The organism is Burkholderia sp. 572, assembly GCF_040545135.1.
GTDB lineage: Bacteria > Pseudomonadota > Gammaproteobacteria > Burkholderiales > Burkholderiaceae > Burkholderia > Burkholderia cepacia.
Genome location: NZ_JBEPLH010000010.1, coordinates 126,790 through 139,056 on the forward strand (window position 1 = coordinate 126,790; position 12,267 = coordinate 139,056).

The window sequence follows — 12,267 nt, forward strand, 5'->3', positions numbered from 1 at the left end:
CCCGGTCAGTCTTGTTCGACGCCGAACCCGCGCAGATGCGCAGGCCGGCTCATCACAGGAGACAACGATGCAAGTTCAACCGTACCTGACGTTCTACGGTCGCGCCGACGAAGCCCTTCAGTTCTACGAAAAGGCACTCGGTGCGAAGACGATGTTCAAGATGCACTTCAAGGACGCGCCGCCGAATCCCGACTACCCGATGGCGCCGGAGATGGGCGACAAGGTGATGCATGCGAGCTTCACGATCGGCGACTCGATGATCATGTGCTCGGACGGCGACTGCAGCCAGCCGGCAGGCGCCGCGCACGCCGGCTATTCGCTGTCGCTGAACCCGGAGACGGTCGAGGAAGGCCAGAAGCTGTTCAATGCGCTCGCCGACGGCGGCGAAGTGACGATGCCGTTCGGCAAGACGTTCTGGGCGCTCGGCTTCGGGATGGCCAAGGATCGCTTCGGCGTGCACTGGATGGTCAACGTCGAAGACCTGTCGCAGCGCGAGGAGCTCGCGAAACGCGCGCAGGGCTGACGCAGGAAAACGCCCGCCACCGTGAGGTGGCGGGCGTTTTCGTTACCGCGCGTCGTCCGTCTCAGCCTTCGACGACGTCGAGATAGTCCTCCGGCCGCGTGCGATCCTCCGCATGCGCCATGCCCATCACGCGCACCAGCACGCTCACCACCACCGCCACCACCAGGTTCACGATCAGCGACCACACGGCCGCGTAGCCGGGAATCGCGAGACCGAACAGGTGGATCGTGAAGATCGATCCGGCCAGCTTCAGCGAAATCGCCATCCACGTGCCGCACACGATGCCGGCCGCCCAGCCGGCCAGCAGGCCGCGATGGTCGAGCACGCGCGTGTAGAGGCCGAGCACGATCGCGGGGAGCGTCTGGATGATCCAGATCCCGCCGAGCAGCTGCAGCTGGATCGCATAGGTCAGCGGCAGCCCGAGGATGAACGCGACCGCGCCGACCTTCACGATCAGCGACACGAGCTTCGCGACGTGCGTCTCCTGCTCGTGCGACATGTTGCGGTTCACGAACTCGCGGTGAATGTTGCGCGTGTACAGGTTCGCGGCCGCGATCGACATGATGGCCGCGGGCACCAGCGCGCCGATGCCGATCGCCGCGAACGCGACGCCGACGAACCACGACGGGAAATACTCGAGGAACAGCGCGGGCACCGCGAAGTTCGGGCCGAACGCCTTGAAGTACGGCGCGTACTGCGGCATGTCCTTCACGCCCGCCGCGAGCGCCATGTAGCCGAGCAGCGCGAGCAGGCCGAGCACGAACGAGTACGCGGGCAGCATCGCCATGTTGCGGCGGATCGAGTTGCCGGACGACGACGACAGGATCGCCGTGACCGAGTGCGGATACAGGAACAACGCGAGCGCCGAGCCGATCGCGAGCGTCGCGTACGCGCTGTAGCCGTTCAGGCTCATCGCGTCGGGCGCCTTCAGCAGCAGCTTGGCCGGCGGCACGCTCGCGAAGATGTGTCCGAAGCCGCCGAGCTTCGCCGGGATCACGATGACCGCCGCGGCGATCGTGATGTAGATCAGGATGTCCTTGACGATCGCGATCATCGCGGGCGCGCGCAGGCCCGACGTATACGTGTACGCGGCGAGGATCGCGAACGCGATGATCAGCGGCAGGTCGCCGACGAAGCCGGTCGTGTCGAAACCGAGTGCGCCGATCACCACTTCGATGCCGACGAGCTGCAGCGCGATGTACGGCATCGTCGCGAGGATGCCCGTCACCGCGATCGCGAGCGCGAGCATCCGGCTGCCGTAGCGCGCGTTGACGAAGTCGGCGGCCGTCACGTAGCCGTGCCGCTTCGCGATGCTCCACAGCTTCGGGAACACGACGAACGCGAACGGATAGATCAGGATCGTATAGGGCAGTGCGAAGAAACCCATCGCACCAGCGCCGAACACGAGCGCGGGCACCGCGACGAACGTGTACGCCGTATAGAGGTCGCCGCCGAGCAGGAACCACGTGACGATCGTGCCGAAGCGGCGTCCGCCGAGGCCCCATTCGTCGAGATGGGCGAGATCGCCGCGCCGCCAGTTCGCGGCCAGGAAACCGATGATCGTGACGCCGATGAACAGCAGGACGAAGACGAAGGTTGCGCCGAGATTCATCGTGCACCTCCCTGCGGGCCGCTCGCCTTCCACGCGTTCTTGGTCTTGAAGTACACGAACGCGGTGATCACCGCGCTGATGAAGACCCAAAGCAGCTGGTACCAGTAGAAAAACGGAAAACCGAACACCTGCGGTTCGATCTTGCTGTACGACGGTACCCAGACCATCGCGATCAACGGCAGTACCAGCAGCCAGAGCCAGCGCTTGGCGGCCCGGTTGGCGTCGGCATCGTGAGCCATGACGTCTCCTCTTCTTTCCCGGTTATCGATCTTGTTGAGCGGGTACGGCGCCGAGAGGAGCGCAAAACGGGTAGGCTGCGGCTCCCCTGGCTTCGCGCCAGTATAGGAGCCGCGAGCACGCGGTCAAGCGGGGGCGAACCCGAGGTGATCCGCCCCTTGCCGCGTGGTTGCACCGGCCTGCCGCCGGTGCCTGAAGCGTCAGATCGCGAACGAGGTATCGCGCGCGCCGATCGTTTCTTTCAAAGCTTTCACCCACTTGCGTGCGGGCAGCTTCAGCGTGTCCTCGATCAGCTTCGCACGCGCGTCGAGCTGCGCGAACGACACGTCGAGCGCGGGGCCCGAGAACGCGATCGCGATCCGGTTGCCGTCATGCACTTCCGGCAGCGCGATCACGCGATGATCGAACGCCGCGTTCAGGTGCTTCATGTTGCGCACGAAGCTCGGATGGTCGCCGAACAGGTTGATCGTCGCGATGCCCGCGTCGGCAAGGCAGCCGCGCACCGCACGGTAGAACGCGACGCTGTCGAGCACCGGGCCGCGCGCGGTCGCGTCGTACAGGTCGATCTGGATCGCGCCCGTCGTGCCGCGGTTGGCCGGGTCGTTGACGAAGTCCCACGCGTCGGCTTCGTGCACGACGAGACGTGCGTCGTCGGGCGGCATCGCGAACATCGTGCGCGCGGCGACGATCACGGCCGGGTTCAGCTCGACGGCCTCGACCTTCGCCTGCGGGAGGAAGCGGTGCGAGAACTTGGTCAGCGCACCGGTGCCGAGCCCGAGCTGGACGATCCGCCCGGGCGTTTCGAGGAACAGCAGCCACGCCATCATCTGCTGCGCGTATTCGAGCTCGATGTGCAGCGGCTTCGAGATCCGCATCGCACCCTGTACCCACTCGGTGCCGAAGTGCAGGAAGCGCACGCCGCCCTCTTCCGAGAACGTGACGGGCGCGAAGCGCGGCTTGCGCGGCGCTTCGAGCACGGGCACGTCGTCGTGTTCGTCGATGTCCGGGCGGCGCTTCACGCGCGGCGGCTGGAGTTTTTCGGAGCCGTTGTAGGAGGACGGCTTGCGATTCTTGAACGCGCGCGCCTCGGCGGACGCGCGCTTGATCAGTCGGGTCATGATTGAATCTCGCTGGGTGACGCTGGTTTTAGCGGACGAGAGGATAGCATTGGTGGGGGATGGCAGCCGCGAGGCGCGCCCGGCTGCCCCCGACTTCGAATCCCGTTGGCGATACACGGCATTCATCGCTCGAAGGAGGAAACATGACCTCAACCGACAGGAAGATCTGGTTTCCGGCGAAACGCTACGGATGGGGCTGGGGATTGCCGGTTGCGTGGCAGGGCTGGGTCGTGCTGGTGCTGTTCGCGCTCGGGATCATCGCGAGCGCATGGCTGGCGCCGCCTCACCGTTCACCGTTCGCCTACGGCGTGTGCATCGTGGTGCTGGTCGCGCTGCTGACCATGGTGTGCTGGATCAAGGGCGAGAAGCCCAGATGGAGATGGGGCAAGGACGATTGAGCGTCGCGCACGATGGCTGCCCGCCTCGCCCCCTCGCGCCGCAATCAGTCGCGAATCTGCCGCCACTGCGCGAGCTTCTGCTCGAACGACAACATCGCATTCGCCGGACTCGACGAAGGCAGCACGAGCGTGTCGTATCCGGCGTGGCCGATCACGTCGGCGAACCGCCCTGCCGTCTTGCCGTTGAAGCACACGCGCTTGAGCAACGGCGCATGTTCCCGCAACGAATCGAAGTCGTTCGGCTTCGCATTCCGGATCGCCGAGTCGAGACTGCCTTTCCGATGGCATGCATCGAGGACGTCCCAGATGCCGATGCCATGCGAAAGCACGCACACGAGCCGCGCATCGTACGGCAGTTCATGAAGCGTCGGCTCGCCGAGCACCGCCCCCAGCAACCGCCAGAACTGGTTGCGCGGATGCGCGTAATACTGCGCGGCGTCGAGCGACGCCTCGCCCGGAAAACTGCCGAGGATCATCGTGTGCGTATCCGGCCCGACGACCGGCGCAAACCCCTGCAGCATCACGCGACTCCACGCGGCCCGACGGACCGGGGCCCGTCGCCGTGCGCAGCGAGATGACGCCACAGCGCCGGCAGCATGCATTCGGTGACCATCAACGGCTTGCCGTGACGCTGAAACACCGAGCGTCGCGCGGCAAACGCATGCGGCGCGCGCACGCCCGCGCCGAGCGCATGGCTCGCGAGCGCATACAACGGATGGCCGGCGATCACGCGCCGGCTGACGAGCGCAGAACGTTCGACCTGCGGATCGCTGTACAGCAACTCGGCCAGCGGCCGCGTGCGCAGCCGCCGCATTGCCTGCCACACGCCCTTGCTGGCCGCGAGCGGCGCGATGCTGTGCGCGGCAACAAAAGGCGTGCCGTCGACCGACAGGATCACCTCGCGCACCCACATCGGCGCGCGCGGCGAACTGGCGAGCGCGTCCGGCTCGTCGAACCACGGGCAGTCGACGGCCTCGCGCGTCACCCGCACGTTCACGCGGCCGAGCCGCGCGAGGTGCGCGGTCAGCGATCCGCCGCGCGTCAGCCAGTCGCGCTGGTCGAGCGTGCAGCCAGGCCGCGGCGTCTCGCGCCAGCCGGCCTGCCCGCCGTCGAATCGCAAGCGCGCGTTCACGCGGTGCGCGACAGCAGCAGCGCGTTGGTCCGCTTCACGAAGCTCGCCGGATCGTCCAGCATGCCGCCTTCGGCCAGCAGCGCCTGATCGAACAACAGATGGGCCCAGTCGCCGAAATCGGCGCTGTCGGCCTTCAGTTGCTTGACGAGCGCGTGCTCCGGGTTGATCTCGAGGATCGGCTGCATCGCCGGCGCATTCTGGCCGGCCGCCTTCAGCATCCGCTGCAGGTAGCCGCTCATGTCGTTGTCGTCGGCGACGAGGCACGACGGCGAATCGGTCAGGCGGAACGTGACGCGCACTTCCTTCACCTTGTCGCCGAGCGCTTCCTTCATCTTCTCGACGACGGGCTTGATCGCCTCGCCCGCTTCTTCCTGCGCCTTCTTCTCTTCGTCGTTCAGCTCGCCGAGGTCGAGGTCGCCGCGCGCCACGCTCGCGAGCGGCTTGCCGTCGAATTCATGCAGGAACGACAGCATCCATTCGTCGACGCGGTCGGTCAGCAGCAGCACCTCGACGCCCTTCTTGCGGAACACTTCAAGGTGCGGGCTGTTCTTCGCGGCCTGCCACGTGTCGGCCGTCACGTAGTAGATCTTGCTCTGCTCGGGCTTCATGCGCGACACGTAGTCGGCGAGCGACACGTCCTGCGCGTCGGTGTCGCCGTGCGTCGACGCGAAGCGCAGCAGCTTCGCGATGCGCTCGCGGTTCGCGTGATCCTCGCCGAGGCCTTCCTTCAGCACCTGGCCGAACGCGCCCCAGAACGTCTTGTACTTCTCCTTGCCGGCATCCTCTTCCGCGTTCGCGAGCTCCTCGAGCATCGACAGCGCGCGCTTGGTCACGCCTTCGCGGATCGCCTTCACGTCGCGGCTTTCCTGCAGGATTTCACGCGACACGTTCAGCGGCAGGTCGGCCGAATCGACGACGCCCTTCACGAAGCGCAGGTATTGCGGCAGCAGCTGCTCGGCGTCGTCCATGATGAACACGCGCTTCACGTACAGCTTCAGGCCGCCGCGGTAGTCGCGGTTCCACAGGTCGAACGGCGCGTGCGCCGGCACGAACAGCAGCTGCGTGTATTCGCTGCGGCCCTCGACGCGGTTGTGCGTCCACGTGAGCGGATCCTGGTGGTCGTGCGCGATGTGCTGGTAGAACTGCGTGTACTGCTCGTCGGTGACGTCGCTCTTCGAACGCGTCCACAGCGCGCTCGCCTGGTTGACGGTCTCGTCCTCGTCCTTCAGGACCATCTCGCCCTTTTCCTGATCCCACTCTTCCTTCTGCATCAGGATCGGCAGCGCGATGTGATCGGAATACTTCTGGATGATCGACTTCAGGCGGTGCGACGACAGCAGCTCGTCCTCGCCTTCGCGCAGGTGCAGCGTGATCGTCGTGCCGCGCTGCGCGCGCTCGATCGCGTCGATCGTGAAGTCGCCCTCGCCCGCGCTTTCCCAGCGCACGGCTTCGTTCGCCGGCAGGCCCGCGCGGCGCGTCTCGACGGTGATCTTGTCCGCGACGATGAAGCCCGAGTAGAAACCGACGCCGAACTGGCCGATCAGCGCCGCGTCCTTCTGCTGGTCGCCGGACAGCTTCGTGAAGAATTCCTTGGTGCCCGAACGCGCGATCGTGCCGAGGTTCGCGATCGCCTCGTCACGGCTCATGCCGATGCCGTTGTCCTCGATCGTGATCGTGCGTGCGGCCTTGTCGAAGCCGATGCGGATGCGCAGGTTCGGATCGTTCTCGTACAGCGCGTTGTCCGCGAGCGCTTCGAAACGCAGCTTGTCGGCCGCGTCGGACGCGTTCGACACCAGTTCGCGCAGGAAGATTTCCTTGTTGCTGTAGAGCGAATGGATCATCAGGTGGAGAAGTTGCTTGACCTCTGCCTGAAAGCTCATCGTTTCATGTGCCATGGATGCTGTTTCCTCTTACTTGAACTTGAATGGTGTGGCGCAGGCGCCCGGCGCGCGATGCCGGACGGCCCTGGAGGGCCACCGCCTGGCGCAAGCGGTTTGCGCGCGTATCTGGGGATCGCATGCCCGATTTCAAGGGCCGGCGTGCCGCGCCGCGTCACGACGCGCGGCGTACGGCCGAATCGATATAGCGCGACAGCAGCCCCGGCAGCGCCGGATCGCCGCAGTTCGCGACGTTGAAGCGCATCCACGTCGACGGCGATTGCTGCGGCGAGAACAGGCTGCCCGGCGTCAGCAGAAAGCCGGCCTCGTGCGCGACCGCCGCGAGCGCGTCGGAGTCGACGCCCGTGTCGGCCCACAGGAACATCCCTGCCGCCGGCATCGTGAAGAGGCCGAGCCCGGTGCGCTCGAGCATCCGCGCGGTCTTGTCGCGCACGCCGTCGAGCCGCGCGCGCAGCCGCTCGACGTGGCGCCGGTAATGCCCTTCGGTCAGGATCTTGTAGAGCACGCGCTCGTTGAGCTCGGGCGTCGTCATCCCGACCAGCATCTTCTGGTCGGTGACCGCCTTCGCGATCTCCGGCGCGCACGCGACATAGCCGACCCGCAGGTTCGCCGCGAGCGTCTTCGAATAGCTGCCGAGGTAGATCACGCGCTTCAGCTGGTCGAGGCTCGCGAGGCGCGTGGCCGGATAGCTCGGCGGGCACAGGTCGCCGTACACGTCGTCCTCGACGACGAGGAAGTCGTACGCCTCCGCGAGCTTCAGGATCCGGAACGCCTGCGCGGCCGACAGCGACGTGCCGGTCGGGTTCTGCAGCACCGAGTTGATCACGAGCATCTTCGGCCGCCACATCTGCACCAGGGTTTCGAGCGCGTCGAGATCGGGGCCGTCGGGCGTGTAAGGCATCCCGACGAGTTGCGCGCCCTGCGCCGCGAAACGCCCGAACATCTGGAACCAGGCCGGATCGCCGACGATCACCGCGTCGCCAGGCCGCATGTAGATCCGCGAAATCAGGTCGATCGCCTGCGTGATCCCCGAGACGAGCACGATCTGCTCGGGTTTCGCGCCGATCTCCACTTCGGCGAGGCGCGTCTGCAGTTGCTGGCGCAGCGGCAGGAAGCCCTGCGCGGTGCCGAAGCCGAGCATCTGCGCGCCGGACTGGCGCCCGAGCGCGCGCAGCGCGCCGGTAATCAGTTCGCCGTCGAGCCAGCGGCCCGGCAGATAGCCGAGACCCGGCCCCTTTTCCGGGCTGACGGTGTGCAGCATGTTGCGCAGCAGCCAGACGACGTCGATCGTGTTGTGCACCGGCGCGGCCTCGGCCACGCGCGCGACGCTGTCGGCCGGCTGCGGGCCGGCGGCCGTGCGCTCGCGCACGTAGAAACCCGAGCCGCGCCGCGAGTCGAGATAGCCCTGCGCGACGAGCCGCTCATAGGCCTCGACGACGGTGAAGCGGGATACGCTCTTGTCGAGCGCGAGCTTGCGGATCGACGGCATCCGCATGCCGGGCCGGAACACGCGTTCGTCGATACGCCGCCGCGCCCACTGGACCAGCTGGTCGACGAGCGTGAGCGTGGCCGTATCGTGCGGCGCGGGAATCTGGGCGAGTGGAACGGTGGACATGGGCGGCAGCTCCAACTGTACCGAAGGCTATCGCGCCGATTGTACCGTTACTGTGCCGGTAGCGACGATTACAGTTGACCGGACTGGCGACCGTGCGGCTGCCGTTCCGGCACCGCCGCACCCGGCACAGCGCCCACCGGCCCGCATCGCGGCCGGTACGCCGGCCGGTCCGGCCACCGCCCGGCGCCTCGCCTGCCCACCATGACACTTTCGCTTCCCGACCGACGTTCATGCCAGCCCGCTCCCTGACACTCGACCATCTCGTGATCGCCGCGCGCACGCTCGACGAAGGCGTACGCCATGTCGCCGACGCGCTCGGCATCGAACCGGCCGGCGGCGGCCGCCACCCGCTGATGCGAACCCACAATGCGCTGTTCGGCGCGTGGGGCGGGCTGTACCTCGAGGTGATCGCGATCGACCCCGACGCGCCGGCGCCGAACGACGGCGCCGAGCCGCCGCGCGCCCGGCTGTTCGCGCTCGACGAGCCGGCCATGCACGCGCGGCTCGCGCAAGGCCCGTTTCTCGCGCACTGGGTCGCGCGCGTCGACCGTCCGCGCCAGCTCGCGCTGTGGCAGAGCCAGTACCCGGCACGCATCGCGCCCGTGGTCGCGATGAGCCGCGGCGACCTGCGCTGGGGCCTCACGGTGCCCGACGACGGCAGCTTCCCGGCGTGGCAAGGCGCGGGCGACGGCCTCGTGCCGTCGCTGATCCAGTGGGACAGCCCGCGCCACCCGGCCGAGTCGCTGCCGGATAACGGCATCGCGCTGAAGGCGCTCAAGGGCACCCACCCGCGTGCCGACGCCGTCCGCGAGCAGCTCGACTGGCTCGGCGCAGCCCATCTGCTCGACCTCGAAGCCGCCGACGGCCCGCCCGCGCTCGTCGCCGAATTCGACACGCCGCAGGGCCCGCGCACGCTGCGCTGAGCCCCCGCTGCCCCGACCCCACCCCAATACCGGCAACACGGAGACACTTACCCCATGAATTCGCGCGAAACCCGAGGCATGCTGCTCGGCCTCATCGGCGTCATGATCTTCAGCCTGACGCTGCCGATGACGCGGATCGTCGTCTCCGAACTCCATCCGCTGCTCAACGGGCTCGGCCGCGCGCTCGCCGCCGCCGTACCGGCCGGCCTGCTGCTGTGGTGGCGCCGCGAGCCGCTGCCGACCCGCGCGCAACTGAAAAGCCTCGCGATCACGTCGGCGGGCGTGATCATCGCGTATCCGGTGTTCTCCGCGTGGGCGATGAAATCGGTACCGGCGTCGCACGGCGCGGTGGTCAACGGCCTCCAGCCGCTGTTCGTCGCGCTGTACGCGGCATGGCTGTCGCACGAGCGGCCGTCGAAGGCGTTCTGGGCCAGCGCGGTGGCCGGCAGCGCACTCGTGATCGCGTTCGCGCTGCGCGACGGCGGCGGCACCGTGCAGGCCGGCGACGCGCTGATGCTTGTCGCGGTCGGCATCGGCGCGCTCGGCTATGCGGAAGGCGCGCGCCTCGCGCGCCAGATCGGCGGCTGGCAGGTGATCTGCTGGGCGCTCGTCGTGTCCGCGCCGTTCCTCGTGCTGCCGGTCGGCTGGCTCGCATGGATGCAGCATGCCGCGCATCCGGGCCCGCTCGCCCTGCGCACGTGGCTCGCCTTCGGCTACGTGACCCTCTTTTCGCAATTCATCGGCTTTTTCGCGTGGTACGCGGGGCTCGCGATGGGCGGCATCGCGCGCGTGGGCCAGGTGCAACTGCTGCAGATTTTCTTCACGATCGCCTTTTCCGCGCTGCTGTTCGGCGAAACGGTCACGTCGTCCACGTGGCTGTTCGCGGCCGCGGTGATCGCCACCGTGGTGCTCGGGCGCCGCTCGGCGGTCGCCACGGCCGCGCAACCGGCTCGCGCCGGCTGAACAGGTGCGCCATAATGGACATTTTGCCTGATCGGTTTTGCCCACCCGGCCGCGAAGGCTCGATCGCGCTCGCGCATGCCCACCCGGCAGCGTCGAAGCGATTTGCCCGAACGACCTTTCTTGACTGACCACGATATCCGAACGAGGAGACTATGAATCCGAGCGACCTGCATCCGCCGCACTGGCAGCTTTCCGAACGCGCCCGCAAGCTGACGAGCTCTGCGATCCGCGAAATCCTGAAGGTCACGGAACGCCCCGAGGTCATCTCGTTCGCCGGCGGCCTGCCCGCCCCCGCGACGTTCCCGGCCGAACGCATGCGCGCCGCCGCCGATCGCGTGCTGCGCGACGCGCCGGCCGCCGCGCTCCAGTACAGCGCAACCGAAGGCTACCTGCCGCTGCGCGAATGGATCGCCGAGCGCTACAGCGTGCGCGTGTCGCAGGTGCTGATCACGACCGGCTCGCAGCAGGCGCTCGACCTGCTCGGCAAGGCGCTCGTCGATCCGGGCAGCCCGATCCTCGTCGAAACCCCGACCTACCTCGGCGCACTGCAGTCGTTCTCGCTGTACGAGCCGCGCTACGTGCAGGTGCCGACCGACGAGCAGGGCCTGCTGCCGGAAGGCCTGACGCCCGAACTCACGCAAGGCGCGCGCCTGCTGTACGCGCAGCCGAACTTCCAGAACCCGACCGGCCGCCGCCTGCCCGTCGAGCGCCGCCGCGCGCTCGCCGCGTTCGCGCAGTCGAGCCCGTTCCCGGTGCTGGAAGACGATCCGTACGGCGCGCTGAACTACCGCGGCGAGCCGCTGCCGACGATGCTGTCGATGGCGCCCGATCATATCGTGCACCTCGGCACGTTCTCGAAGGTGCTCGCGCCGGGCCTGCGGATCGGCTACATCATTGCGCCCGAGGAACTCCACTTCAAGCTCGTGCAGGCCAAGCAGGCCACCGACCTGCATACGCCGACGCTCACGCAGCGCATCGCGCACGAAGTGATCAAGGACGGTTTCCTCGACGAGCACATCCCGACGATCCGCGAGCTGTACAGCGCGCAGTGCGACGCGATGCTCGGCTCGCTCGAGCGCCACATGCCGGAAGGCGTCACGTGGAACCGGCCGGAAGGCGGGATGTTCATCTGGGTGAACCTGCCCGCGCAGATCGACAGCATGAAGCTGCTCGCCGCGGCCGTCGACAACCACGTCGCCTTCGTGCCGGGCGCGCCGTTCTTCGCGGACAACGCGCAGCAGAACACGCTGCGCCTGTCGTTCGTGACGGTGCCGCCCGAGAAGATCGAGGAAGGCGTCGCTCGCCTCGGCAAGCTGCTGCGCGAGCGCCTCTGATCCCCTTTTTCCTGTCACGACTCTCTACGAGGAATCGAATCCATGGCTAACGTTTACGACAAGCTGAAGTCGCTCGGCATCGAGCTCCCGACCGCCGGCGCACCGGCCGCCGCCTACGTGATGAGCGCGCAAAGCGGCAATACGGTCTACCTGTCGGGCCACATCGCGAAGAAGGACGGCAAGGTCTGGGCCGGCAAGCTCGGCGCGGATCTGCAGACGGAAGACGGCAAGGCGGCCGCGCGCTCGATCGCGATCGACCTGCTCGCGACGCTGCACGCACACACCGGCGACCTGAACAAGGTCACGCGCATCGTCAAGCTGATGAGCCTCGTCAACTCGACGCTCGACTTCACCGAACAGCACGTCGTGACGAACGGCGCGTCGGAACTGATCGCCGAAGTGTTCGGCGACGCGGGCAAGCACGCACGCTCGGCTTTCGGCGTCGCGCAGATCCCGCTCGGCGCGTGCGTCGAGATCGAGCTGATCGCCGAAGTTGCGTAACGGGCGCAACGCA

General features: G+C 67.5%; 13 protein-coding genes. 6 read left to right on the forward strand and 7 right to left on the reverse strand.

Translation table 11 applies throughout. The features are described 5' to 3' along the window. Positions 1–67 precede the first annotated feature (67 nt). Positions 68–523 carry a VOC family protein gene (locus ABIC51_RS20265; protein ID WP_027786800.1) on the forward strand — a complete coding sequence of 152 codons (456 nt, stop codon included), beginning with the start codon at positions 68–70 and terminating at the stop codon, positions 521–523. 61 nt (positions 524–584) lie between these two features. Here the strand turns inward: ABIC51_RS20265 and mctP are convergent, their stop codons facing one another. The 3 genes from mctP to ABIC51_RS20280 form a co-directional block, all read right to left on the reverse strand. Beyond that, a complete protein-coding gene (gene mctP / locus ABIC51_RS20270; RefSeq protein WP_059697981.1) occupies positions 585–2,135 on the reverse strand; it encodes a monocarboxylate uptake permease MctP in 1,551 nt (516 codons plus the stop codon). Beyond that, the gene (locus ABIC51_RS20275; RefSeq protein WP_027786798.1) at positions 2,132–2,374 is read right to left on the reverse strand and encodes a DUF3311 domain-containing protein; all 243 of its coding nucleotides are present in this window, start codon (positions 2,372–2,374) and stop codon (positions 2,132–2,134) included. Before ABIC51_RS20275 ends, mctP begins: the two co-directional genes overlap by 4 nt. A gap of 198 nt (positions 2,375–2,572) precedes the next feature. Then, positions 2,573–3,490 carry a class I SAM-dependent methyltransferase gene (locus tag ABIC51_RS20280; RefSeq protein ID WP_060085994.1) on the reverse strand — a complete coding sequence of 306 codons (918 nt, stop codon included), beginning with the start codon at positions 3,488–3,490 and terminating at the stop codon, positions 2,573–2,575. Between the two features lie 143 nt (positions 3,491–3,633). On the opposite strand from ABIC51_RS20280, the gene ABIC51_RS20285 reads away from it, so the two are divergent. Next, positions 3,634–3,888, forward strand: a complete 255-nt coding sequence (locus tag ABIC51_RS20285; RefSeq protein ID WP_060193418.1) for a hypothetical protein — start codon at positions 3,634–3,636, stop codon at positions 3,886–3,888. Positions 3,889–3,932: 44 nt separating this feature from the next. Here ABIC51_RS20285 and ABIC51_RS20290 read toward each other — a convergent pair whose 3' ends face one another. From ABIC51_RS20290 to ABIC51_RS20305, 4 genes are all read right to left on the reverse strand, one after another. Next, entirely contained in the window at positions 3,933–4,409 is a 477-nt protein-coding gene (locus ABIC51_RS20290) for a DNA-deoxyinosine glycosylase (RefSeq protein WP_059698011.1), read from the reverse strand. Further along, positions 4,409–5,008 (reverse strand): chorismate--pyruvate lyase family protein, encoded by a 600-nt coding sequence (locus tag ABIC51_RS20295; RefSeq protein ID WP_146253617.1) that lies wholly within the window; start codon positions 5,006–5,008, stop codon positions 4,409–4,411. The genes ABIC51_RS20290 and ABIC51_RS20295 overlap by 1 nt, the downstream gene beginning before the upstream one ends. An 8-nt stretch (positions 5,009–5,016) precedes the next feature. After that, entirely contained in the window at positions 5,017–6,915 is a 1,899-nt protein-coding gene (gene htpG / locus ABIC51_RS20300) for a molecular chaperone HtpG (protein WP_059697987.1), read from the reverse strand. Between the two features lie 157 nt (positions 6,916–7,072). After that, on the reverse strand, positions 7,073–8,533 hold the full coding sequence (locus ABIC51_RS20305; RefSeq protein WP_027786792.1) for an aminotransferase-like domain-containing protein: 1,461 nt from the start codon (positions 8,531–8,533) through the stop codon (positions 7,073–7,075). Between the two features lie 230 nt (positions 8,534–8,763). Here ABIC51_RS20305 and ABIC51_RS20310 point away from each other — a divergent pair, with 230 nt between their 5' ends. The 4 genes from ABIC51_RS20310 (at position 8,764) to ABIC51_RS20325 (ending at position 12,254) form a co-directional block, all read left to right on the forward strand. Then, entirely contained in the window at positions 8,764–9,456 is a 693-nt protein-coding gene (locus tag ABIC51_RS20310; protein WP_059697990.1) for a VOC family protein, read from the forward strand. A gap of 54 nt (positions 9,457–9,510) precedes the next feature. Then, complete coding sequence (locus tag ABIC51_RS20315) at positions 9,511–10,419, forward strand: DMT family transporter (protein WP_021158543.1); 909 nt, start codon at positions 9,511–9,513, stop codon at positions 10,417–10,419. A gap of 152 nt (positions 10,420–10,571) precedes the next feature. Beyond that, a complete protein-coding gene (locus ABIC51_RS20320) occupies positions 10,572–11,753 on the forward strand; it encodes an aminotransferase-like domain-containing protein (RefSeq protein WP_021158541.1) in 1,182 nt (393 codons plus the stop codon). Positions 11,754–11,795: 42 nt separating this feature from the next. Continuing rightward, positions 11,796–12,254, forward strand: coding sequence for a RidA family protein (locus ABIC51_RS20325; RefSeq protein ID WP_006478174.1), 459 nt, complete (start codon positions 11,796–11,798; stop codon positions 12,252–12,254). The last annotated feature ends 13 nt before the right edge of the window (positions 12,255–12,267 follow it).

Coding starts and splice junctions, on each gene's coding strand:
- ABIC51_RS20265 (WP_027786800.1), top strand. CDS start 68: ATGCAAGTTCAACCGTACCTGACGTTCTACGGTCGCGCCGACGAAGCC.
- mctP (WP_059697981.1), bottom strand. CDS start 2,135: ATGAATCTCGGCGCAACCTTCGTCTTCGTCCTGCTGTTCATCGGCGTC.
- ABIC51_RS20275 (WP_027786798.1), bottom strand. CDS start 2,374: ATGGCTCACGATGCCGACGCCAACCGGGCCGCCAAGCGCTGGCTCTGG.
- ABIC51_RS20280 (WP_060085994.1), bottom strand. CDS start 3,490: ATGACCCGACTGATCAAGCGCGCGTCCGCCGAGGCGCGCGCGTTCAAG.
- ABIC51_RS20285 (WP_060193418.1), top strand. CDS start 3,634: ATGACCTCAACCGACAGGAAGATCTGGTTTCCGGCGAAACGCTACGGA.
- ABIC51_RS20290 (WP_059698011.1), bottom strand. CDS start 4,409: ATGCTGCAGGGGTTTGCGCCGGTCGTCGGGCCGGATACGCACACGATG.
- htpG (WP_059697987.1), bottom strand. CDS start 6,915: ATGGCACATGAAACGATGAGCTTTCAGGCAGAGGTCAAGCAACTTCTC.
- ABIC51_RS20305 (WP_027786792.1), bottom strand. CDS start 8,533: ATGTCCACCGTTCCACTCGCCCAGATTCCCGCGCCGCACGATACGGCC.
- ABIC51_RS20310 (WP_059697990.1), top strand. CDS start 8,764: ATGCCAGCCCGCTCCCTGACACTCGACCATCTCGTGATCGCCGCGCGC.
- ABIC51_RS20315 (WP_021158543.1), top strand. CDS start 9,511: ATGAATTCGCGCGAAACCCGAGGCATGCTGCTCGGCCTCATCGGCGTC.
- ABIC51_RS20320 (WP_021158541.1), top strand. CDS start 10,572: ATGAATCCGAGCGACCTGCATCCGCCGCACTGGCAGCTTTCCGAACGC.
- ABIC51_RS20325 (WP_006478174.1), top strand. CDS start 11,796: ATGGCTAACGTTTACGACAAGCTGAAGTCGCTCGGCATCGAGCTCCCG.